We start from the raw sequence: 21906 nt of genomic DNA, 5'->3' as shown, positions 1-21906 counted from the left end.
CCGGTCGGCGTCCTCGTCACGCCTCAGGTCGCGTCGGGCTGCCGCTCGACCTCCGGCGCGACGCCGTCCCGGGTCGGCCGCACCGGCCGCAGGCCCGTGTGCGCCCGCCAACTGGTGAACGCGGCGGTGGTCGCGGCGATCACCGCCACGCCGAGCAGCCAACCGCCGAGCACGTCGCTGGTGAAGTGCACGCCGAGCACGACCCTGCTCAGCCCGGTCACCAAGGTGACCAGCAACGCGGCGACCCAGAGCGCGACCCGCGACGCCCAGCGCCGCACGTACGGCAGGAACACCAGCAGCAGTACGCCAGCGGCCAGGGTGGCGTTCAGCGCGTGCCCGGAGGGGAACGAGTAGCCGGCGGCCCGCGCCACCGGGTCGAGCAGTTCCGGTCGGTCCCGGCCGACGAGCAGCTTGAGCAGCGGCCCCATCAGTCCGCCGACGACCATGGTGGTGGTCGCCCAGAGGGCCAGCCGGCGGGCCTGTCGGCGTACCAGCCAGATCACCACCAGCAGCACGACGACCCGCAGCGGCATCGGCGCGAACACCTCGCTCCACACCCGCATCAGCACGACCCAGGCCGGATGCTCCACCGCGTGTTCGTGCAGCGCGTCGGTGATCGTCGTGTCCAGCCGGTGCAGTGGCGCCCACGCTCCGAGCACCAGCAGCGCCAGCAGGGCGAACGGCACCAGCACCAGGAACGCCGCCGTCGCCGCCAGGGTCAGCCGTAACCCCAACGAGTGGTCCGGGTCGAGGCGACGCCGCCCCCAGGACGGGCGTCGGGCGGTGGCGAGGGTACGGGTGGCGGGCGTACTCATGCGGTCGGTCCTACCCCACCGGCAGGGCAATCAGGCCTGTCCGGTGCGTCGTTCAGCGAGCGCGCTGGCGGAACCGGCGCACCATCAGCGCCGCCCCGGTGACCAGAGCGGCGAAGAGTACGGCGCCGGTCCACAGTCGCTCCGGCGCGGATTCGGCCGGCACACCGGCCGCTCGTGCCGTCCACCCCGTCTGCTGCCGGGGAGCGGTGAAACCGAGCGGGTCGCTGCCGGCGCCGCTCACCGGGTCGTCGTCGCCCGAGCCGGGGGCCGGCCCGAAGCCGACCACGCCGGGCGAGGTCTGATCGTCCAGCGGGTTGACGGCGACGGGCGGGACATCCGCTGTCAGCGCGGCCACCGGGTCGACCACCCCGTACCCGAACCGGTCGTCCCGGCCGGTCGGGCCGATGTCCCGGGCGGTGACCACGAGCCGGTTGACCACCTGGCCGGCGGGCATGTCCGGGTAGCGGGACCGGACCAGCGCGGCGGTGGCGGCCACCAGCGGCGCGGCGAAACTGGTGCCCTGCACCCGCCAGTACCCGTCGGTCGGACGGGCGCCGACCAGACCGGTGGCCGGAGCGGTGAGCACCGTCGCCCGACCGGTGATCGACCCGGACCACAGGTTGTCGCTGTTGCGCTCCAACCCGGCGACCGCGATGACGCCCGGCTCGCGAGACGGATACCAGGGCTTGGAGTCGGGCGACGTGGCCAGGTTGCCGGTGCAGGCCACCACCACCACGTCGCGGGCGAACGCGTAGTCCAGAGCCGCGGCCAGGGCCGGGCTGTCGCCGCTGCCGCCCAGCGACAGGTTGATCACCCGGGCGCCGTGGTCGACCGCCCACCGGACGCCCTTGGCCACGATCAGCGCGTCGTCGTACTTGTTGCGTTCGTCCAGCACGCGTACCGGAAGGATCCGGGCATCCGGTGCCAGGCCGACCACACCCCGCTTGTCGTCGTTGCGCCCGGCGATCAGGCCGGCGACCGTGGTGCCGTGGCCCACCGGATCGGGACCGGCGCCGCCGGCCGGTCCGACCAGGTCGAGCCCGGGCAGCACCTGACCGGCCAGGTCGGGATGGTTCGCGTCCACGCCGGAGTCGACCACGGCGACGGTCACGCCCCGACCGGTCGAAGTGCGCCAGGCCGTGTCGGCCCGCAGCTCGTCGAGCTGCCACTGCTCGTCACGAACCTGGTCGGTGCGGGAGACGCCGTCACTGGGGGCGAACGCGGCCGACGCGCCGGCGAGTTGCCCACCGCTGCTCGGCGTGGCGACGGGTGCGGCGCTCGGAACCGCGACAGCGGCCAGCGCCGCCATGCCGAGCAGCGCCCGGCCGGCCCGTCGGGCCACTGCCGGAGCGCTGTGCCGAACCCCAGTCACATCCACTGCCATTCATCCCGACGGAACCATGACGATCGGAGATTACCGGTTTCCCCACGCGTCACGGGGGGAACCGCGAAGACAGGTCACGGTGGCGGCAAATGTGCGAGCTGGACGAGGCGTACGCCCTCTCGTCGGGTGACCAACCGACCACGGCCCGCTGGCAACGGCCCGGGTCGTACCGGCCCGACGAGCGCGCCCTCCTCCGGGCTGCCCGCCATCACCAGTCCGGCGGTGGAGAGTTCCCGCAGCCGCTGCACGATCGGCTCGTACTGGGCCCGACCCGCGCCGCCGGAACGGCGGGCCAGCACGAGGTGCAGGCCGACGTCGCGGGCGTGCGGCAGATGCTCCTCCAACGCCCGCAACGGGTTCGCCGGCCCGGTCGCCACCAGGTCGTAGTCGTCGACCAGCACGAACAGTTCCGGCCCCGACCACCACGAGCGGTCGCGCAACTGCTGCGGCGTGACCTCCGGCCCGGGCGCCCGCCGCTGGAGGTAACCGGCGGCCGACTCGACCAGGTCCGCGGTGTGCGCGGCCGCGGTGCCGTAGCCGATGAGGTGCGGTGTCTCGATGGCGCCGAGCAGGCTGCGCCGGTAGTCCACCAGGATGACCCGGGCCTCCTCCGGCGTGAACCGCGTGGTGATCGACGCGGCCAGCGCCCGCAGGAACGACGACTTGCCGCACTCGGCGTCCCCGAAGACCACGAAGTGCGGCTCGGCCGCGAAGTCGAGCTGCACCGGCCGTAGGTCGGCCTCGGCGACACCGATCGGCAGCCGCAGCCCGGTGGCGGCGGCGAGATCCAGATCGGCGTACGGCAGCACCGGCGGGAGGAGTCGGACCGGAGGCGCCACCGGCCCGGGCCAGCTGTCGGCGATCCGCTCGACCAGCTCGGCGGTGCCCCCGCTCGGACCCGCCAGTCGCGGGAGCGCGGTCAGGAAGTGCAGGCTCTGGGCCGTCACCCCCCGGCCGGGACGCTCCGGCACGTTCGCCGCGGCCCGCCGGGCGACCAGGGAGTCGGCCGGGTCGCCGAGGCGCAGCTCCAGCCGGGAGCCGAACAGGTCCCGGATCGCCGGGCGGAAGTCCAGCCAGCGCAGGACCGTGGCGACCACGTGCAGCCCGTACGACAGACCACGGGTCGCCAGGTCGGTGACCAGCGGTTCCAGGTCGTCGTACTCGCTGCGCAGCGTGCTCCATCCGTCCACCACCAGGAAGACGTCGCCGAACGGGTCGGCGTCCGGCTGATCGGTCGTCGCCGTCGCGGCCCGACGTCGCCGGTACGTGGCCATCGACTCCACGCCCAACTCGGCGAAGCGGCGCTCCCGGTCGGCCAGGAGTGTGGTCAGCTCGCCGACGGTGCGTCGTACGGCGGTCGGGTCGGCGCGACCGGTCACCCCGCCGACGTGCGGCAGGTCGCGGAGCGCCGCGAGGCCGCCACCGCCGAAGTCGAGGCAGTAGACCTGCGCCTCCGCCGGGGTGTGGGTGAGCGCCAACGCGCAGATCAGCGTCCGCAGCGCCGTGGACTTGCCGCTCTGCGGTGCGCCGACCACCGCCACGTGCCCGGCCGCACCGTCCAGGGTCAGCCAGAGCAGGTCCCGGCGCTGCTCCAACGGCCGGTCCACGACAGCCACCGGCACGCCCAGCGCCCCGTGCAGCTCGGGGTTTGCCACGGTGAGCCCGCGCGCCGGGTCCACCTCGACCGTGCCGACCAACTCGTCCAGGGTCGGCGGGTCACCGAGCGGCGCGAGCCACACCTGGTGCGCGGGCGGGCCCTGCCCGACGAGCCGGTCGACCAGCAGGTCGAGCAGGGTTTCCCGGCCGGGCTCGTCCTCGGCCACCATGGGCAGGGCCGGTGTCGTCGGCTCGGGCAGCGGCACGGCGTGGGTGGTGAACGTGAGCAGGCGGGCTTCGTCGCCGGCCGTGACGCCGGCTGCGGCGGCCCGGCGGCGCACGGCGCCCGAGACGTACGCGGCCTTGAACCGGGCCAACGGATCGGTGCCGGCGCGCAGGTAGCCGTGGCCCGGCGAGCGGGGCAGCTCGTGGGCGTCCGGCACGCCGAGCACCGTGCGGGACTCCAGCGCCGAGAAGGTGCGCAGCCCGATCCGGTACGACAGGTGCGTGTCCAACCCGCGCAACCGGCCCTCCTCCAGGCGCTGGCTGGCGAGCAGCAGGTGCACGCCGAGCGACCGACCCAGCCGACCGATCTGCACGAACAGGTCGATGAAGTCGGGCTTGGCGGAGAGCAGCTCGGAGAACTCGTCGCAGATCAGCAGCAGCGACGGCAGCGGGGCGAGCGGGCTGCCGGCGGCTCGCGCCCGCTCGTAGTCGCGCACGCTGGCGAAGTTGCCGGCCCGGCGCAACAGCTCCTGCCGGCGGACCAGCTCGCCGTTGATCGCGTCGACCATCCGGTCCACCAGGGGCAACGCGTCGGCCAGGTTGGTGATCACGGCGGCGGTGTGCGGCAGCCGGTCGAACGGCGCGAAGGTCGCACCGCCCTTGAAGTCGACCAGGACGAAGTTGAGCTGCTCGGAGCTGTGCGTCGCGGCCAGCCCCAGCACGAGTGTGCGGAGCAGCTCGGACTTGCCCGACCCGGTGGCCCCGATGAGCAGACCGTGCGGGCCCATCCCGTCCTGGGCGGACTCCTTGAGGTCCAGTTCGATGGCGCCACCGTCGACGCCCACCCCGATCGGCACCCGCAGCCGGTCCCGGGGCGAGCGCGGCGTCCAACCCTGCTCGGCGGTGAAGCTCTCCGGGTCGCCGAGGCCGAGCAGCTCCGGCAGGCCCAGCTCGATCTCCAGTGGGGCGTCCGGGCCGCGGGACGTACCGGCCAGCCGCAGCGGCGCGAGCCGTCGGGCGACGGCCTCGGCGTCGGCGAGGTCGAGGTGGTCGGCGCTGCCCACCTCGGCGTGCCCCTCGACCGACCACGAGTGCAGCCGCCGGCCGCGCAGTTCGAGCAGCAGCGCGTACCGGTCGAGCAGGCGCGGCGGTGGCGTCTCCAGATCGAGCACGGTGACCGCGTCGATGCCGCCGTCGCCGGTCAGGTCGGTGGCGCCGGTCAGGTCGCCGCCGTCGAGGACCACCACCACGTGCGGGCCGTCGGTGGCCGGACCGGCCGGGCTGAACCGGGAGCGGCTGGCCACCACGTCGGCGAGCAGCCGTTCCAGCTCCGCGCCCGACGAGGTCACCAGCCGGGCGGGTCCGAGCGCGTCCGTGCGTGCGGGGTGGTGCGCGTGCGGAAGCCACTTCACCCACTCCCAGGCGGCCCGGCGTTCGGGGCCGGCGCAGACCGCGATGAGCAGCTCGTCGGGCGCGTGGAAGACGGCCAGCTGGATCAGCACGGCCCGGGCCAGCGCCTGCGCGGCCGGGTCACCGGTGGGGGTGGGTGGCCCGCCGGTGGTCGGGCCGCTGCCGGCGGCGCTGCGTACGTGCACCCGGGCGAAGCTGCGCAGGGACAGGGCCACCGGCAGTTCCGGCACCACCGAGTACGCGTCCAGGAAGCGGCGCAGCGCGCCGGCCGTCATCGGCTCCAGTTCCTCGAGCGGCCGGGTGACCGGCGGCACCAGCGGGGTGGCCAGCGTCTGCGGCCCGACGGCGACGCGAACCACGGCGAAGTCCGGGTCGCCGGGCCGGCGTTCCCAGACCCGGCGGCTGTCCACGGTCGACCACAGTCGGCCCGGGTCGGGGTGGCGGTAGTACAGACCCGCGCGCTGCTGTCCGGCGGTCTGCCGGACCCGACGGCGCAGCGTCGCGAGGTGGCGCAGGTACTCGCGGCGGGCCGCCATCATCTCGGACTTCTTCGGGGTGCCCGAGGCGCTGCCCCACGTGGTCACCAGCATCGCGAGCGACGAGAGCCCGAACATGCCGCCCACCACGTACGAGTACGCGCCGCCGCCCCGCCCGAACATCATCGCCATCGCCACCGTGCCGCCGAGCATGGGCAGCACCATCAGCGCCTGCTGCCACCGGCCGCCGGCCACCGCCGGGATCTCCGGCGGCGCCTCGACGGGCAGCTCGCCGACGGGGATCTCCGGTGCTGGCCGACGTGGTGGGCGCTTGATGACGACGGTGGACACTCGGCCTCCTGACTGCGCTGGGTAACCCGAGCCTGGCTCATGGTAGGTAAAGTCCTGTCGTCCCCGCAGCCTCCGATGCCGTTCGAGATGGAGACCGGTCGATGACAACCGGACTGGCCCGCGTCACCATCAGCGCCCCCCAGCGGCGGGTGGACGTCGCCCTGCCGGAGCAGGTCCCCCTGGCCGAACTGCTGCCCGACGTGCTCCGGCACGCCGGCGAGGGGCTGGCCGACGACGGGGAACGGCACGGCGGCTGGGTGCTGCGCCGCACCGACGGGGCGCTGCTGGCGACCGCGCAGGCGCTGCTGCCGCAGGGCGTCCGCGACGGCGAGGTGCTGCACCTGGTGCCGGCCCGCGCCCACTGGCCCGAGCTGGAGTACGACGACGTCGTGGAGGCGATCGCCGACGGCGCCCGTCGGCGTGGCGGAGCCTGGTCACCCGCCGCCACCCGGGTCGCCGGTCTGGCCGGCGCCGCCGTACCGCTCGCCGTCGGGCTGCTCGCCCTGCTCGCCAGCGGCCCGACGTCGAGCAGTGGCTGGGTCGCGGCGGCCGCGGTGGCGCTGCTGCTCACCGTGGCCGGTACGGTCGCCAGCCGTGCCAACGGCGACGGCGCGGCCGGCGCGACGCTCGGCGGGTACGCGCTCCCGTACGCCTTCGTGGCCGGCGCGCTCGCGGTCGGCTCGGGTGACCCGGTCGGCCCGCTCGTACCGGTGCGCTGGGTCGGCGCGGCCGAGCTGCTGGCCGGCTCGGTGGCGCTGCTGCTCGTGGCGCTGGTCGGGCTGCTCGGGGTGGCGAGCCGACAGCGGATCTTCGTGGCCGGCGTGACGGTCGGCCTGCTCGGTGCCGGCGCGGCACTCGGCGCGCTGCCGCTGACCCCCGCCGGCACGGCGGCGGTGCTGCTCAGCGCACTGGTCTTCGCCATCGGGGCGATCCCGCTGCTGGCCATCCGGCTCGGCAAGCTGCCGCTGCCGCCGATCACCCTGCCGGCCACCCCGTCCGCCGTTGAGCCGGAGCGGGCCGGAGACCTACCGGACCGGGGCCGGGTGCAGGCCGCGGTCACCCGCACCGAGGAGATGCTCACCGGGATGCTGCTCGGGCACGCGGTGCTGGCGGTCGGGGCCGCTGTCGTACTCGGGGCGGCTGGTGGGACGGCCGGCCCGGTGCTGGTGGCGGTGGTCTCGGCCGTGCTGCTGCTGCGGTCGCGGCTGTTCGTGGCGCTGCGGCACCGGGTGCCGACGGTGCTCGCCGGGCTCGCCGGCTACGCGGTGCTGGGCGCGGTGCTGGTGTACCGGGCCGACGACACCGGCCGCCTGGCGCTGGTCCTCGGCGGCGCGGCGCTGGGCCTGGTGACCGTGGCCGCCGGCACCGGGTACGCCCGGCGACCGGTCTCGCCGTACCTCGGGCGCGTCGCGGACCTCATCGACACGACCCTGGTGGTCGCCGTGGTGCCGGTCGCCTGCGCGGTGCTCCACCTGTACGACAAGGCCCGGGGACTGCTCGGGTGAGCAGCTCCCGGGCCCGGCCGGTCGTCGTACGTCAGTGGGCGGACTCGCCGCGCGCCTCGGCGTCGCGCGCCCGCTGGTAGGAGGCGCGGATCTCGGCCTCGGCCTCGGTGCGGCCGACCCAGGTCGCGCCCTCCACCGACTTGCCGGGCTCCAGGTCCTTGTACACCTCGAAGAAGTGCTGGATCTCCAGGCGGTCGAACTCGCCCAGGTGGTGGATGTCGCGCAGGTGCTCCTGGCGAGGGTCCTCGTAGGGAACGCAGAGGACCTTGTCGTCGCCGCCCTTTTCGTCGGTCATCCGGAACATGCCGATGGTCCGGCAGCGGATGAGGCAGCCCGGGAAGGTCGGCTCGGGGACCAGCACGAGCGCGTCCAGCGGGTCGCCGTCCTCGCCCAGCGTGTCCTCGATGAAGCCGTAGTCGGCCGGGTACTGGGTGGACGTGAACAGGGTGCGGTCCAGCCGGATCCGGCCGGTCTTGTGGTCCACCTCGTACTTGTTGCGGTGACCTTTCGGGATCTCAACCGTCACGTCGAAATCCATCTGCACGCTCCCTCGTCTGCCCACGCTGGCTAACGGAACCACTGGCGGCCCTCCGGACAGGTGAATGCCCACCCGCCGACTCCGGCCGCCGCATAGTCTTCGGACCGAAGTAGTGTCACCCAAGCCGATTTTCGTGGGGGGAGGAGGGGGTCGTGGGGAGGGAAGATTCACACTACCGTCCGGACGGGGGCGTCGCAGGCGGTACCGGACGATCCGGCTCCGGTGGCGCGACCGGAAGAGTCCCGGTGCCGGACGCGCACTTCCCCCGGACCCCCGAGGAGTCGGTTCCCGAGCGGCCACCGCCGCTGCCGTGGCGTCCATCCGGCTCGGCCCCGGCCGGACCGAACAACGGCCGCTTCCCGGTCGTCGGCCCGGATCGCCCCGCGGGCGGCGCGCACCCCCCGGGTCGCGCATCGGTCCGACCCGCCCCGAGCGGCCCCACCTGGGGTGGCCCGATGCCCGGCGAGCGGCCGACCGCCGGCAATCCGCACGGCGCGCCGCCGCTGGGTCCGCCGATCTCCGCACTGCCCTCGACGACCGACGTCGAACCGCCGGTGACGCCGCCGCCCACGCCGCGCCGTCGCGGGCGGCTAGTGACCGTGCTGGCCGTCGTGGTGCTGCTGGTGCTGGCCGGTGTGGGTGTCGTGGTGGCCCGTCCCGGCCCGGTCGCGGGCTGGCTGGGCGACGACGGGGCGTCCGCGCCGACCGCCGCCGGCCCCAGCCCCGAACCCGACCCGTCGGACGTGTTGGACGGGCCCGACCCGAACGCTCCGCTGCCCAGCGCCGACGCGGTACGGGCCGCGCTCGACCCGTTGGTCGACGTACCCGCCCTGGGCGACCGGGTGAACGTCTCGGTGGCCGACGTGACCACCGGCCAGACGCTCTACGGCAAGGGCGCGGACGACGGAACGGTGCCCGCCTCGGTGACCAAACTCGCGACGGCGGTGACCGTGCTGGCCGCCCGCGGCCCCGGATTCCGCATCCCGACCCGGGCCGTGGCCGGCACCAAGCCGGGCGAGGTGGTGATCGTCGGCGGCGGTGACCCCACGCTCGCGGTGAACAAAAAGGGCTACTACCCCGGCGCGGCACGCCTGGACGACCTGGCCGCGCAGGTGCGTACCGCCCTCGGCGGCACCGCCCCGACCAGCGTCACCGTCGACGGCACGGTCTACTCCGGCCCGCTGTACGGCCCCGGCTGGGACGACGACATCCCGACCGGCGGGTACGGCGGCGCGGTGACCGCGCTGATGACCGACGGGGCGCGCAAGGACCCGGGCGCCGAGCCCGGAGGCGCCGAGCGGGTCCCCGAGCCCGACCTGGCCGCCGGCCGGTCGTTCGCCCGGCTGCTCGGCGTACCGACCAGCGCCGTCAAGCGGGGTACGGCCCCGGCTCTGGCGACCGCCGCCGGTGGCACCCCGCCGGCCGGTACGGAGCTGGGTGTGGTGCAGTCCCCACCGCTGATCCGGTTGGTCGACATCATGATCAGCGAGAGTGACAACCTGCTGGCCGAGGCGCTGGCCCGCCAGGTGGCCCTAACGCGCAACCAGAAGGCGTCGTTCGACGGCGGCGCCGCCGCGATGGACGCCGAGGTGGCGGAGCTCGGCCTGCCCGCCGAGGAGATCACCCTCTCCGACGGCAGTGGGCTGTCGCGTCGTAACCGGATCAGCCCGTCTCTGCTCACCGACCTGATCCGACTGGCCGCGAGTCCGGATCATCCGGAATTGGCCGGCATCTTCGGAGGCCTGCCGGTTGGCGGCTGGTCCGGCACGCTGGGCGAGCGCTACCGGGGTGCCCCGGGGACCGCCGCCGGCGCCGGCGCCGTACGCGCGAAGACCGGCACCCTGACCGGCGTGCACGCCATCGCGGGCCTGGTCACCACGGCCGACGGCCGGCTGCTCACCTTCGCGGTGCTCACCGACAAGGTGCCCGGCGGGACGGATACCGCCCAACCGGCGCTGGACCGCATCGCCTCCGCACTGGCCGGCTGCGGCTGCCGCTGACCGTCCGCACGGGCGGGCTCCGGCAGCCGCTGACCAGCTCCGGGGCCCGGTCCGGGTCGGCCTGCGGGGCCGCGACCGGCGTCGATCGCCGACGCGAGCCCGGGCCGGGGTGTCGCGACGCGGGTACGGTGGGTTCATGGCGCAGTTCGTGGACTGGGATCTGGCCGCCGCCACCGCGGGGGCGTTGAGCAAGTCGGGCCCCCGGGTGTCGTACACCGAGGCCACCGACGTCGTCGGCGACCTGCGTCGGCTGACCGACGAGGCCGCCGGGCACGTGGCCGACTACACCGGCCTGCGGGCGCAGGTGGCGCACCCGCCGGTGCGGGTGGTCGACCGGCGGGACTGGGCGGCCACCAACATCGCCGGGCTGCGTGAGGTGATCACCCCACTGGTCAGCCGGCTGTCCGGCGACAAGCAGCCCGGCGCGCTCACCGGGGCGATCGGGTCGCGGCTGACCGGGGTGCAGGCCGGCACCGTCCTGGCCTACCTGTCCGGCCGGGTCCTCGGCCAGTACGAGGTCTTCTCCGCCGACCCGGGGCAGCTGCTCCTGGTGGCGCCCAACATCGTCGAGTTGGAGCGCAAGCTCGAAGCCGACTCCCGGGACTTCCGGCTGTGGGTCTGCCTGCACGAGGTCACCCACCGCACCCAGTTCACCGCCGTGCCCTGGATGCGGGCCTATTTCCTCGGCGAGGTCCAGGCGTTCGTGGACGCCTCGTCCGCCGGCGGCGAACATCTCGTCGAGCGGCTGCGGCGCGGTGTCGCGACGCTGTCCGAGGCGGTCCGCGACCCGGAGAGCCGGACGAGCGTGCTGGACATCGTGCAGACCCCGGCGCAGCGGGCCGTCCTCGACCGCCTCACCGCGCTGATGACCCTGTTGGAGGGGCACGCCGAGTTCGTGATGGACGGCGTCGGCCCGCAGGTGATCCCGAGCGTGGAGCGGATCCGGGCCTCGTTCAACCGTCGCCGTGAGGCGGGCAACCCGTTGGAGAAGGCGATCCGGCGGCTGCTCGGGGTGGACGTCAAGATGCGCCAGTACGCCGAGGGTCGCAAGTTCGTGCACGGCGTGGTCGAGCGCGTCGGCATGGACGGCTTCAACCAGATCTTCAACTCACCGCTCACCCTGCCCCGGCTGTCGGAGCTGGGCGACCCGGACGCCTGGGTGGCGCGCGTGCACGGCCCGGCCGGCACCGTTCCGTTCGCCGGCTGACCGTCCGCCGGTGGCCGCGCTCGCCCCACCGGTGGCCGCGATCCGGGTGGCGGTCCGTCGCGCGCTGACCCACCTGCCGTCCGGCGGGCCGGTGCTGGTCGCCTGCTCCGGTGGGGCCGACTCGTTGGCCCTGGCGGCGGCGACCGTGTTCGTGGCGCCCCGGCTGGGTCTTCCCGCCGGCCTGGTGACCGTGGACCACGGCCTGCAGGACGGTTCGGCACGGCGCGCGGAGGCGGTGGCCGCCTGGGCCCGGGAGGCCGGGTTCGCGCCGGTCGTGGCGGTGCGGGTGGACGTGGCCGGCCGTCCGGGCGGGCCGGAGGCGGCGGCCCGCCAGGCCCGCTACGAGGCGTTGGCCGAGGCCGCACGGCAGCACGGGGCGGTCGCGGTGCTCACCGGCCACACGCGCGACGACCAGGCGGAGACGGTGCTGCTCGCGCTCGCCCGGGGCGCCGGCCCGCGCGGGCTGGCCGGGATGCCCGATCGGCGGGAGCTGGCCGGGGTGCCGCTGCTGCGTCCGCTGCTCGAGATCGGCCGGGAGCAGACCCGCGTCGCCTGTGCCGTCCTCGGGCTCCGCCCCTGGCAGGACCCGCACAACACCGACCCCTCGTACGCCCGCTCCCGGGTCCGGGCCGATGTGCTGCCGGCGTTGGTACGGGCGCTCGGGCCGGGTGTGGTGGCCAACCTGGCGCGTACCGCCCGGCTGGTGGCGGCGGACAACACCGCCCTCGACGAGATCGCGGCGATGGCGCTGGTGACATCCCGGCATCCCGCCGGTGGGCTCGCGGTGGCGGAGTTGGCCGGCCTGACCGCCGCCGTACGCGGTCGGGTGCTGCACGCCTGGGCCCTTGAGTTGGGCGCGGTCGGGGGCGCGCTGTCGCACCGGCACGTCGGGGCACTGGACGCCCTGGTCACCGACTGGCACGGTCAGGGTCCGACCGACCTGCCCGGGGGCATTCGCGTACTCCGTCGGGGCGACCGACTGGCGGTCCTCACCTCGGGCTGAGGGCCGCCGCGCCGTCGGTCCGGTCCCGGAAGGTCGTCCGGTAGCTGTGCGGGGTGGCGCCGACCCGGCGGCTGAAGTGGTGGCGCAGCGCCGCGGCGTCACCGAAACCGGCCTGGTCGGCGACGGCCTCCACGCTCAGCGGCGTCTCCTCGAGCAGTCGTCGGGCGAGCAGCACCCGCTGGTTGGTGAGCCAGTCGTGCGGGGTGGTGCCGGTCTCGGCCCGGAACCGCCGGGCGAACGTCCGGGGGGCCATGCCGGCGCGGGCGGCCAACTCCTCCACCGTGATCGTCCGGTCCAGGTGCCCCATCAGCCACTCCAGCACCGGTTCCAGGGTGGGCGCCTCGGGGGCCTTCGGGATCGGCGCCTCGACGTACTGCGACTGGCCGCCGTCGCGGTGCGGCGGAACCACCATCCGCCGGGCCAGCCGGGTCGCGGTGGCCGAGCCGTGCACCTGGCGGACCAGGTGCAGACAGGCGTCGATACCGGCCGCGGTGCCGGCGCTGGTGAGCAGCCGACCGTCCTGGACGTACAGGGAGTTGCACCGCACCCGGGCGCGGGGATGCCGGCGTTGCAGCTCGTCCACGTACCGCCAGTGGGTGGTGCACTCCCGGTCGTCGAGCAGTCCGGCCTCGCCGAGCAGGAAGGCCCCGGAGCAGACGCTGATGAGGTGGGCCCCGCGCGCGTCGGCGCGGCGCAACGCGTCGAGCACACAGTCGGGTACGACAGTGCCCTGGCCATGTGCCGGAACGGCCACCAGATCGGCCTCCTCGAGCGGGGCCAGGTCGGCGTTCGGCGTGAGGTGAAAGCCCGCCGAGGTGCGCACGGCGGCGCCGTCGGGACTGCACACGTCGAAGCGGTACGCGGGGAAGCCGTCGGCCGTCCGGTCGGTGCCGAAGACCTCCGCGAGCACCCCGAGCTCGAAGGGAGCGACCTGGTCCAGGGCGAGGACGGCGACGGATCGGAGCATGTGACGAGGGTAACCCGAGAGGTGGCAGTAAATCGATGACCAATGGCATCTCTGCCACTGTCCGGGCGGTGCGCGTCGGCACAGACTGGTCTCAGTCCGGTGCGCACCGGCGGCGAAACCGATAGCAATCATGCGAAAGTGAGCGCCGCCATGGAGTTCCTGTTCTTCCTCCTGTTCCTCGTTCTGCTCGTCGCCGCCTCGGCGGCCAACCTCACCGTGGACAGCCACGACTCGGCCGACTGGAAGCCCAGCGAGGACGGCCGCCGCTGGCGGTCCCGTACCAGCTGATGCTTTTAGCACCCTTCGCGGTAAAAATCCTGGGCGGGACCGTGCCGAAAGGTGCGGCCCCGCCGACGGAGGCCATCCGACGTACGGCAGGCTAGGAGTCATGGCTGACGGCTCCTGGTACGACGCCGACATCGACCACGTGATCATCTCCGAGGCGCAGATCCGCGAGAAGACAGCGGAGCTGGCCAAGCAGGTCTCCGCCGACTACGCCCACGTGAGCGACGGACTGCTGCTGGTCTGCGTGCTCAAGGGTGCGGTGATGTTCATGGCGGACTTCGCCCGGGCTCTGGGTCGCAGCGGCCCCCCGGCCGAACTCGACTTCATGGCCATCTCCTCGTACGGCCAGGGCACGACCTCCTCCGGGGTGGTCCGCATCCTCAAGGACCTCGACCGCGACATCGCCGGTCGGCACGTCGTGGTCGTCGAGGACATCGTCGACTCCGGTCTGACGCTCTCCTGGCTGCTGCGCTACCTGGAGTCGCGCTCGGCGGCGAGCGTCGAGGTGGTGGCGCTCTTCCGTAAGCCGGACGCGGTCAAGGTGCCGGTGCCGGTGAAGTACGTCGGCTTCGACATCCCCACCGAGTTCGTGGTCGGCTACGGCCTCGACTTCGGCGAGCGCTACCGGGAACTGCCCTACGTCGGGGTGCTCAAGCCCGAGGTCTACGCCCGCTCCTGAACCCGGACGCCGGCCGCCGCCGACCCGGATGAGGGCGATTCGTATCGGCGTTCGTCAAGCAGACATTCAGCGGGCTCTCAGCTCTTGCGGTTACGGTGGACCCCGGTGGCGTGGAGGTAACTCCTCGTCCGACCCCTCGACCGCGTGACCGGGCGTTCGGGTGGCCGGGCCGGACTCCCCGCCACGCCGGTTCCTTCCCGGACCCGATTCGACGGTGCACGACTGCGGGGCTCACCAGCTCACTCCTCGCGTACACCGCTGTGATTGTGTACGACTGCGGGGCTCGCAAGCTCACTCCTCGCGTACACGGTGTACCGTCGAATGACCGCGGCGCGGCAGTTTCGGTGCCTCGGGGTCGAGGCCGGCCCGCACGGCGGCTCCGGCCGCCGCTCACCGCGGCGACACCATCAGACGGTCAGGACGTCGATCAGGAGGATGCGGGCGCTCCGGCGCTCGACAACAGTATGGAACGTACGCGTTTCTTCCGCCGACCGGTGGTCTGGATCATCCTGGTCATCCTCGGCGCCGTTGTGCTCAGTCAGCTGTTCACCGCTGGTCCCAGCTACCACCGCGTGGACACTTCCGTTGCGCTCGACCAGCTCCACACCGCACAGATCAACAAGGTCATCTTCCAGGACAAGGAGCAGACGCTCCAGCTCGACCTGAAGAACAAGACCAAGTTCGGTGAGACCACCACCGACCGGATCGAAGCCCAGTTCCCGTACCAGGTGGGCGACGAGGTCTGGAACGAGGTGCTCGCGGCCAAGGCGGCCAACCGGGTCACCGGCCCGGCCGACGCCAAGGTCTCCTCGGACAGCATCTGGGTGAGCCTGCTGGTCAACCTGCTGCCGATCGCGCTGCTCGTCCTCCTGCTGCTGTTCTTCATGTCGCAGATGCAGGGCGGCGGCTCCCGGGTGCTCAACTTCGGCAAGTCCAAGGCGAAGATGATCACCAAGGACACCCCGAAGACGACCTTCGCGGACGTCGCGGGTGCCGAGGAGGCCGTCGAAGAGCTGTACGAGATCAAGGACTTCCTGCAGAACCCGGCCAAGTACCAGGCCCTGGGCGCCAAGATCCCGAAGGGCGTGCTGCTGTTCGGCCCGCCCGGAACGGGTAAGACGCTGCTGGCCCGCGCGGTCGCCGGCGAGGCCGGAGTGCCCTTCTACTCCATCTCCGGCTCGGACTTCGTGGAGATGTTCGTCGGCGTCGGCGCCAGCCGGGTCCGTGACCTGTTCGAGCAGGCCAAGACGAACGCCCCGGCGATCGTCTTCGTCGACGAGATCGACGCCGTCGGCCGCCACCGCGGCGCCGGCATGGGCGGCGGCCACGACGAGCGGGAGCAGACGCTCAACCAGCTGCTCGTCGAGATGGACGGCTTCGACACCAAGGGCGGGGTCATCCTGATCGCGGCCACCAACCGGCCGGACATCCTCGACCCGGCGCTGCTGCGCCCGGGCCGGTTCGACCGGCAGATCCCGGTGGACGCCCCCGACATGGAGGGCCGCAAGGCCATCCTTCGGGTGCACGCCAAGGGCAAGCCGTTCACGCCCGACGTCGACCTCGACGCGGTGGCCCGCCGCACGCCGGGCTTCAGCGGCGCCGACCTGGCCAACGTGATCAACGAGTCGGCCCTGCTCACCGCTCGTAAGGAGCAGCGCGCGATCTCCAACGACTCGCTGGAAGAGTCGATCGACCGGGTGGTCGCCGGTCCGCAGCGGCGGACCCGCGTGATGAGCGACCAGGAAAAGAAGATCACCGCGTATCACGAGGGTGGCCACGCGTTGGTCGCCTGGGCGCTGCCGCACGCCGCGCCGGTGCACAAGGTGACGATCCTGTCCCGTGGCCGCTCGCTGGGCCACACCCTGGTGCTGCCGACCGAGGACAAGTACACCCAGACCCGCGCCGAGATGATCGACACCCTGGCGTACGCGCTGGGCGGCCGGGCCGCCGAGGAGCTTGTCTTCCACGAGCCGACCACCGGTGCCGGCAACGACATCGAGAAGGCCACCCAGTTGGCCCGCGCGATGATCACCCAGTACGGCATGAGCTCCAAGCTCGGCGCGATCAAGTACGGCACCAGCGGGGACGAGCCGTTCCTCGGCCGCAACATGGGCCACGAGCGGGACTACTCGGACTCGGTGGCCGCCGAGATCGACGGCGAGATGCGGGCACTTGTCGAGCTGGCGCACGACGAGGCGTGGGAGATCCTGGTGGAATACCGGGACGTCCTGGACAACATCGTGCTCGAGCTGATGGAGAAGGAAACTCTCTCCACCGCCGACATGGCGCGGATCTGCTCCCGGGTGGTCAAGCGCCCGCCGCTCGCCCCGTACAACGGCTTCGGCAAGCGCATGCCGTCTACCGAGCCGCCCGTGCTCACCCCAGCGGAGAAGGACAAGCTCAAGGCGCAGGCCGAGGCCGACGGCGCGCAGGCGTCCGTCGGAGGCGGATCGTCGTCCAGCAACAACTCGGACGGCACGCACTGAGCAACGACCCGACGGCCAGCTCCCCCCACCGGGAGCTGGCCGTTTCCGCGACCGAACCCGACGGGGACGACGAGCTGGACTACGTCGCCGCCCGGTTGATCAGCGGCAAGCTGACCGGCCGTCCCGTCGAGGACGCGGTCGACCTCGGCCGGATCGAGAGAGCTGTCCGCGAGATCCTGATCGCGGTCGGCGAGGACCCGGACCGGGACGGCCTCCAACAGACCCCGGCCCGGGTCGCCCGCGCGTACGCCGAACTCTTCGCTGGCCTGCGCGTCGACCCGGCACAGGTGCTCAGCACCACCTTCGAGGCCAACCACGAAGAGCTGGTGATCGTCCGCGACATCGACGTGATGAGCCTCTGCGAGCACCACCTGCTGCCGTTCCGGGGCAGCGCGAACATCGGCTACATCCCCGGCCCGGACGGACGGATCACCGGCCTGTCCAAGCTGGCCCGCCTCGTCGAGGTGTTCGCCCGCCGACCTCAGGTGCAGGAGCGGCTCACCTCGCAGGTGGCCGACCTGCTGATGAGCAAGCTCGCCCCGCGCGGCGTCGTCGTCGTGCTGGAATGCGAGCACATGTGCATGGCGATGCGCGGCATCCAGAAGTCCGGTGCCAAGACCATCACGTCGGCGGTGCGGGGCATCCTGCAGACGGACTCGAAGTCGCGGGCCGAGGCGATGGCCCTGATCCTTCCCCGCTGACCCACCCGCGCGACCGCCGGCTGGGTAGCCGGTGGGTCAGCCGGCCAGCAGAGCCAGCAGCAGACCGGTCGTGACCAGGACCGCCGGCACCAGGCAGACCAGCACACCGAAGCGCACCGTACGGTCCACCTGGTCGTCGGGGGCGGCACGGAACACCCGGCCGACACACACCCAGCCGACGGCGAAGGCGGCCGCCGGCATCGGCAGCCCGCCGACCAGGGCCATCACGCTGGCCGGGCCTGACCCGGTCGTCGCGTACACGATGATCTGGATCAGCGGCGCCAGCAGCGCCAGCGGCCCGTACACCAGGAGGTTTCGGGCCCGCGCGGGCCAGGAGGTCGGTCGGAGGCCGCGGCGCGCGGCCAACGCCGCATCCGCCGCCTCGGCCCGACCCCGTGCGGTCCGCAGCGCCGCCAGGACGGCAGCCGGGCCGCCGGCCATCGACCGGGCGGCCTCCGTCAGCTCCGGTGGCGACGGCACCAGCGAGATCGCCGGTACGCCCCGCTCCCGCAACCGCTCCTGCTGGGTGGCGAGCCCGGCGCGCACCACCGTCAGCTCCTCCCGGGCTGCTTCCGCCGAGCGGGCCTGCTCACCGGCGGCGGTCGCCGCGCTGCGACGAACCGCATCGAGCTGACGGGCCGCCGCCAGGTACTCGGCCCAGCCGTCGACAGGTGCCGTGCCAGCGTCCGGACCGGCGGTCCGCTGCGGACCCGGACCGGTCGCCGTCGCCCTCACCTCGGCACCCTCTCTACGCATCGCCGGCTCGGCCCGCATCGCCCGCGCGTCCCATCTCGTCCGGTCGCCCTGCCTCGTCCGCGCGCCCCGCCTCGTCCGCGCGCCCCGCCTCGTCCGCGCGCTCCGCCTCGTCCGGTCGCCCCGCCTCGTCCGCGCGCCCTGCCTCGTCCGCGAACGGCACCAGGATCGTGCCCCGCTCGTCGGGACCATCCCACAGCGCCGCCCGATCCGGGCGCGCCCGCCACTGGACCGGCCTGCCGAACACGGCGGCGAGCTGCGCGGCCGGCACGTCCAGCGCCACGACGGCGGCCAGTTTGTCGACCTCGCCGTCCGGCTCCAGCAGCGCGGCGAATGGCGGCACCGCCCGCCACCAACCCAGCAGGTGCCGGCCCGCCGGTGGCCCGTCCCGCAGCAGCGCCCGCAACCGATCCGCCGGCAGATCCCGGGACCCGGGCCGATCCAACCCGAAGACCACCAGGTACGTCGGCAGCTCGTCGTCGGCGTCCGCCAACAGCGTCGGCAGGTCCACCAGTCGGGCCGGATGACGGGCCGCCAGCTCGGCCGTCAACGCCTCCGCCAGCGGGCGAGCCCCCTGGTCGGGCGCGGCCACCAGGAACCGGGCGGTGCCCGCCGCGTGGTGGCTCGCGGTGCTCCGGGCCGCCGTCGCCAGCAGGCCACCCGCCGCCGCGCCCGAGCCCAGCACCGCGAGGTTACGTCCAGGAGCAGGCCCCATCGGTACGGCGACCGTCGTACGGGCCACGTCCACCGCCCGACCGAGCAGGGCCGCCGGGCCACCGGCCCGCCCCGCCAGGGCCGCCCGGTGACGCGGATCGTTGCCCAGCAGCGGACGGGCGTACCCGGCGAACACCACGGGCGGCACCGCCTCCGGCGGTCGGGCCGCCCACAGCTCGTGCCGCAGCCGTTCGACCACCGCCGGATCGTCGAGCGGATCGGGGTGGCGGATCAACCGCTCGTGACCACGGATCGCGCCACGCGGGCCGCCCAACCCTCCGGCGGTGTTCACCACCGCGCTGCCCACCGGCAGACCGGCGGCCGAATCGTTTGTCGGCTCCAACACCGGGCCGCCGCCCGGCAACGCCACCCGTACCGGAAACTGCCCGAGCGCCGAATCCCGGTGCCCGGCATCCGTGCGGGCACTCAACCCCAGCTCACCCGCGCCGGCCAGCACCAGGTGCACGCCGTACGCCCGACCGGACCGGGCCAACGCGTCCACCTGCGCGGCCAGCTCGGTGGCCAGCCGATCCCGCTCGGCGAAGAGCAGCGGCACATTGTCCACGACACAGACGATGCGAGGCAGCGGACGGTGCTGGCGCAGCTCCGCGAAGCGCTGCCCGCCGGCCCGCTCCGCCGCCTCCGCGCGGCGCTGCACCTCGGCCGTCAGCTGGTCGAACAGGTCCCGGACATACTCCCGGTCGGCAGCCATGGCCGCCGCCCGCACGTGCGGAACCCAGGAGCGGTCCCGCTCGGTCTGCAGGAACTCCACGAACGACTCGCCGTCGCCCAGGTCGGCCAGGTAGAGCGCCAGATCGTCCGGGCCGTACCGGGCGGCCAGCCCCAGCAGGGCGGTGGTCAGGAACGCGGCACGACCCGCGCCGGACCGGCCACTCACCAGCCAGTGCGGCGTCAGCTCCGTGAAGCCCAGCGGCACCGGCCGACCGCCCGCATCACCCACCATCGTGGTGAGGCTGTCCGAGGAATCCGCCGTCCACAGGCTGTCACCCGTCTCCGGCAACAGATCCGCCAACGCCAACCGGGAGCCCGCCTCCACCTGGGCGGCGAGCCGCCGACAGACCGCGTCGACGAGATCCGCTGGTGGGTCCGTCTCCACGAAGATCGGCGAGTTCATCCCACCCGGCGCCTCGGCCCCGGGGCTCGCGAACGATGCGCCCGGCGGGTCGCCGAGCAGCGCGTACGCGTTGCGCAACACCAGCGAGGTGGCCCGGGGCAACGGATCCCGGGACGCGTACGGGCCGGGCGGCGGCCACCCCGCCACCACCAGGTGCAGCCCCGCCGCCGGTCCCTGCTCGGCCAGCGCCTCGATCCGCGCCAGATCGGTCGGGCCGGTCAACTCCGGCAGCGCGGCGACCACCAGCAGCAGCGTACGGTCGTGCCGACGCCGTCCGCTCGCTCCCGGCGTCACCCACTGCTCCGCCTCCGTCAACACCGCGCGCAGACCCGCCACGTCCACCGCTGGCGGGGGCAGCAGCCCCGCGTCGGCCAGCGCGCCGAACGGCGTCAGCACGGCACCCGTGGCATCCACGGCGCGAACCAGCAGCGCGCCCGCGGGCGCGGCGCCCAGCAGCCGCAGCACCACGGCCCGCAGCAGCCCCGCCACCCGAGGCTCCCGCCCGTCGGCATCCACGCTCAGATGGCCCGTACGAACCAGCGGCACCAGAGCGGGGAACCGGGCGTCGTCCAAGGGCGCCGCCGTGCCGACCCGCACGAACGGCGGTGGGCCGTCACCCGCCGGAGAGCCCACGTCGAGTGAATCCAGAGCGGCTCCCGACCAGCCCGGGGCCAGCCGCGCGGCAACCAGCTGAAGCCGCTCGGCCAACTCGTACTGGCGGCGCTGATCCGCAGGGGCCGGGCGTACCTCGTCGAGGATTCCGGCGGCGGCGGTGACGACAGCGGCAGCCCGGCGGTGCAGCGCCGCGGCGCGGTTCGTGCGTGCCTTCGGACCGGCCACCGTGTCCACCCCCTCACCGAGGTCGGCAACCCCTCCCCGAGCAGTGACGGTATCCCAGCCAGAGCCCCACCCCTGGGAGGTACTGCGGCGGTGCGCCGGTGTTGTCGCGGATGTCACCGGTGGGGAGTGGTCCGTCACGATCCGCTGGATCTGAGGCATTGGCTCCGGGCCGTCCAGCCGTTAACGTCAGGAGGTGGAATCAGTGCAGCCCCCCGCCGGTTCCCAGGTCTCCCGCGTACCGGCCCAGCGGACTCCGTCCGAACAGCTGCCGCCGGCCCCGCCAACGCCGGCACCACAGCCACGACGCCGCCGGCTGCGCACCGTGCTCATCGTTGTGGGTGGTGTGCTCGCACTGCTCCTGCTCGGTGGGGTGGCGACAGGTTTCGTGCTCTACAACCGCGCCGCTGCCCCGGACCGCAGCGCCCCCGACGTGGTCGTCGTCAACTATCTGCAGGCAGCGCTTGTGTCTCGCGACCCCAACAGAGCCAAGTTATTTACTTGTGATGGGTCGGTCCCGGCTCTGGATGAGTTCAATGCGCAAGCAGTCCGACGTGAGCAAGAACTTGGCGTTTCATTTTCGATCAACATTGAAGGTGTCAGCGTCGCGAAGATTAATTCGAGTAATGCCTCGGTCGTCGCTGTAATCCGCCGTAGTGCATCGATCGATGGGATTCAACAGAGTCTGGCTGACACTTGGCGGTTCGATGTCCAGGACAGAGACGGTTGGCGTGTATGTACTGGCGCGAAGGTCGGCTAGATGCAACGCCGTTCAGTTAGGCGGTGGGTGTGGTCGTCAAGGGTCCGGGCTGATGATGTTGATACTGGTGGTGGCCTGG

Annotated in this window: 16 protein-coding genes; 9 read left to right on the top strand and 7 right to left on the bottom strand. The window is 73.3% G+C overall.

The annotated features are described in order from the left end of the window. Nucleotides 1–23: 23 nt before the first annotated feature. From ACLQ25_RS11170 to eccCa, 3 genes are all read right to left on the bottom strand, one after another. Complete coding sequence (locus tag ACLQ25_RS11170) at nucleotides 24–815, bottom strand: phosphatase PAP2 family protein (RefSeq protein WP_425730809.1); 792 nt, start codon at nucleotides 813–815, stop codon at nucleotides 24–26. 52 nt (nucleotides 816–867) lie between these two features. Then, complete coding sequence (gene mycP / locus ACLQ25_RS11165) at nucleotides 868–2199, bottom strand: type VII secretion-associated serine protease mycosin (protein ID WP_425730808.1); 1332 nt, start codon at nucleotides 2197–2199, stop codon at nucleotides 868–870. Between the two features lie 74 nt (nucleotides 2200–2273). Next, nucleotides 2274–6257, bottom strand: a complete 3984-nt coding sequence (gene eccCa, locus ACLQ25_RS11160) for a type VII secretion protein EccCa (RefSeq protein ID WP_425730807.1) — start codon at nucleotides 6255–6257, stop codon at nucleotides 2274–2276. A 101-nt stretch (nucleotides 6258–6358) separates the two neighbouring features. Here eccCa and eccD point away from each other — a divergent pair, with 101 nt between their 5' ends. Next, a complete protein-coding gene (gene eccD / locus ACLQ25_RS11155; RefSeq protein WP_425730806.1) occupies nucleotides 6359–7762 on the top strand; it encodes a type VII secretion integral membrane protein EccD in 1404 nt (467 codons plus the stop codon). 31 nt (nucleotides 7763–7793) lie between these two features. Here eccD and ACLQ25_RS11150 read toward each other — a convergent pair whose 3' ends face one another. Further along, nucleotides 7794–8300, bottom strand: a complete 507-nt coding sequence (locus tag ACLQ25_RS11150) for an inorganic diphosphatase (protein WP_425730805.1) — start codon at nucleotides 8298–8300, stop codon at nucleotides 7794–7796. 455 nt (nucleotides 8301–8755) lie between these two features. Between ACLQ25_RS11150 and dacB the strand changes: the two genes are divergently transcribed. The 3 genes from dacB (at nucleotide 8756) to tilS (ending at nucleotide 12510) form a co-directional block, all read left to right on the top strand. Beyond that, nucleotides 8756–10300 carry a D-alanyl-D-alanine carboxypeptidase/D-alanyl-D-alanine endopeptidase gene (gene dacB, locus ACLQ25_RS11145; RefSeq protein WP_425730804.1) on the top strand — a complete coding sequence of 515 codons (1545 nt, stop codon included), beginning with the start codon at nucleotides 8756–8758 and terminating at the stop codon, nucleotides 10298–10300. A 136-nt stretch (nucleotides 10301–10436) separates the two neighbouring features. Then, entirely contained in the window at nucleotides 10437–11507 is a 1071-nt protein-coding gene (locus ACLQ25_RS11140) for a zinc-dependent metalloprotease (RefSeq protein ID WP_425730803.1), read from the top strand. Nucleotides 11508–11517: 10 nt separating this feature from the next. Then, nucleotides 11518–12510, top strand: coding sequence for a tRNA lysidine(34) synthetase TilS (gene tilS, locus ACLQ25_RS11135; RefSeq protein WP_425730802.1), 993 nt, complete (start codon nucleotides 11518–11520; stop codon nucleotides 12508–12510). On the opposite strand, the gene ACLQ25_RS11130 is transcribed toward tilS, so the two are convergent. Continuing rightward, on the bottom strand, nucleotides 12497–13477 hold the full coding sequence (locus ACLQ25_RS11130) for a GlxA family transcriptional regulator (protein WP_355052503.1): 981 nt from the start codon (nucleotides 13475–13477) through the stop codon (nucleotides 12497–12499). The genes tilS and ACLQ25_RS11130 overlap by 14 nt on opposite strands. A gap of 138 nt (nucleotides 13478–13615) precedes the next feature. Here ACLQ25_RS11130 and ACLQ25_RS11125 point away from each other — a divergent pair, with 138 nt between their 5' ends. From ACLQ25_RS11125 to folE, 4 genes are all read left to right on the top strand, one after another. Then, nucleotides 13616–13765, top strand: coding sequence for a hypothetical protein (locus ACLQ25_RS11125; RefSeq protein ID WP_355052605.1), 150 nt, complete (start codon nucleotides 13616–13618; stop codon nucleotides 13763–13765). Between the two features lie 100 nt (nucleotides 13766–13865). Continuing rightward, nucleotides 13866–14441 (top strand): hypoxanthine phosphoribosyltransferase, encoded by a 576-nt coding sequence (gene hpt, locus ACLQ25_RS11120; protein WP_425730801.1) that lies wholly within the window; start codon nucleotides 13866–13868, stop codon nucleotides 14439–14441. A gap of 464 nt (nucleotides 14442–14905) precedes the next feature. Then, on the top strand, nucleotides 14906–16927 hold the full coding sequence (gene ftsH / locus ACLQ25_RS11115; RefSeq protein ID WP_425730800.1) for an ATP-dependent zinc metalloprotease FtsH: 2022 nt from the start codon (nucleotides 14906–14908) through the stop codon (nucleotides 16925–16927). A 35-nt stretch (nucleotides 16928–16962) separates the two neighbouring features. Continuing rightward, on the top strand, nucleotides 16963–17628 hold the full coding sequence (gene folE, locus ACLQ25_RS11110; RefSeq protein ID WP_425730882.1) for a GTP cyclohydrolase I FolE: 666 nt from the start codon (nucleotides 16963–16965) through the stop codon (nucleotides 17626–17628). Between the two features lie 36 nt (nucleotides 17629–17664). Here folE and ACLQ25_RS11105 read toward each other — a convergent pair whose 3' ends face one another. Beyond that, complete coding sequence (locus ACLQ25_RS11105) at nucleotides 17665–18384, bottom strand: hypothetical protein (RefSeq protein WP_425730799.1); 720 nt, start codon at nucleotides 18382–18384, stop codon at nucleotides 17665–17667. Beyond that, nucleotides 18377–21079, bottom strand: coding sequence for an FtsK/SpoIIIE domain-containing protein (locus ACLQ25_RS11100; RefSeq protein WP_425730798.1), 2703 nt, complete (start codon nucleotides 21077–21079; stop codon nucleotides 18377–18379). Before ACLQ25_RS11100 ends, ACLQ25_RS11105 begins: the two co-directional genes overlap by 8 nt. A 313-nt stretch (nucleotides 21080–21392) precedes the next feature. On the opposite strand from ACLQ25_RS11100, the gene ACLQ25_RS11095 reads away from it, so the two are divergent. Continuing rightward, nucleotides 21393–21827 (top strand): hypothetical protein, encoded by a 435-nt coding sequence (locus ACLQ25_RS11095; protein WP_425730797.1) that lies wholly within the window; start codon nucleotides 21393–21395, stop codon nucleotides 21825–21827. Nucleotides 21828–21906: the final 79 nt, after the last annotated feature.

It is taken from the genome of Micromonospora sp. DT44 (genome assembly GCF_049841635.1).
Lineage (GTDB): Bacteria > Actinomycetota > Actinomycetes > Mycobacteriales > Micromonosporaceae > Micromonospora.
This window is presented reverse-complemented; position numbering and strand designations above follow the sequence as displayed.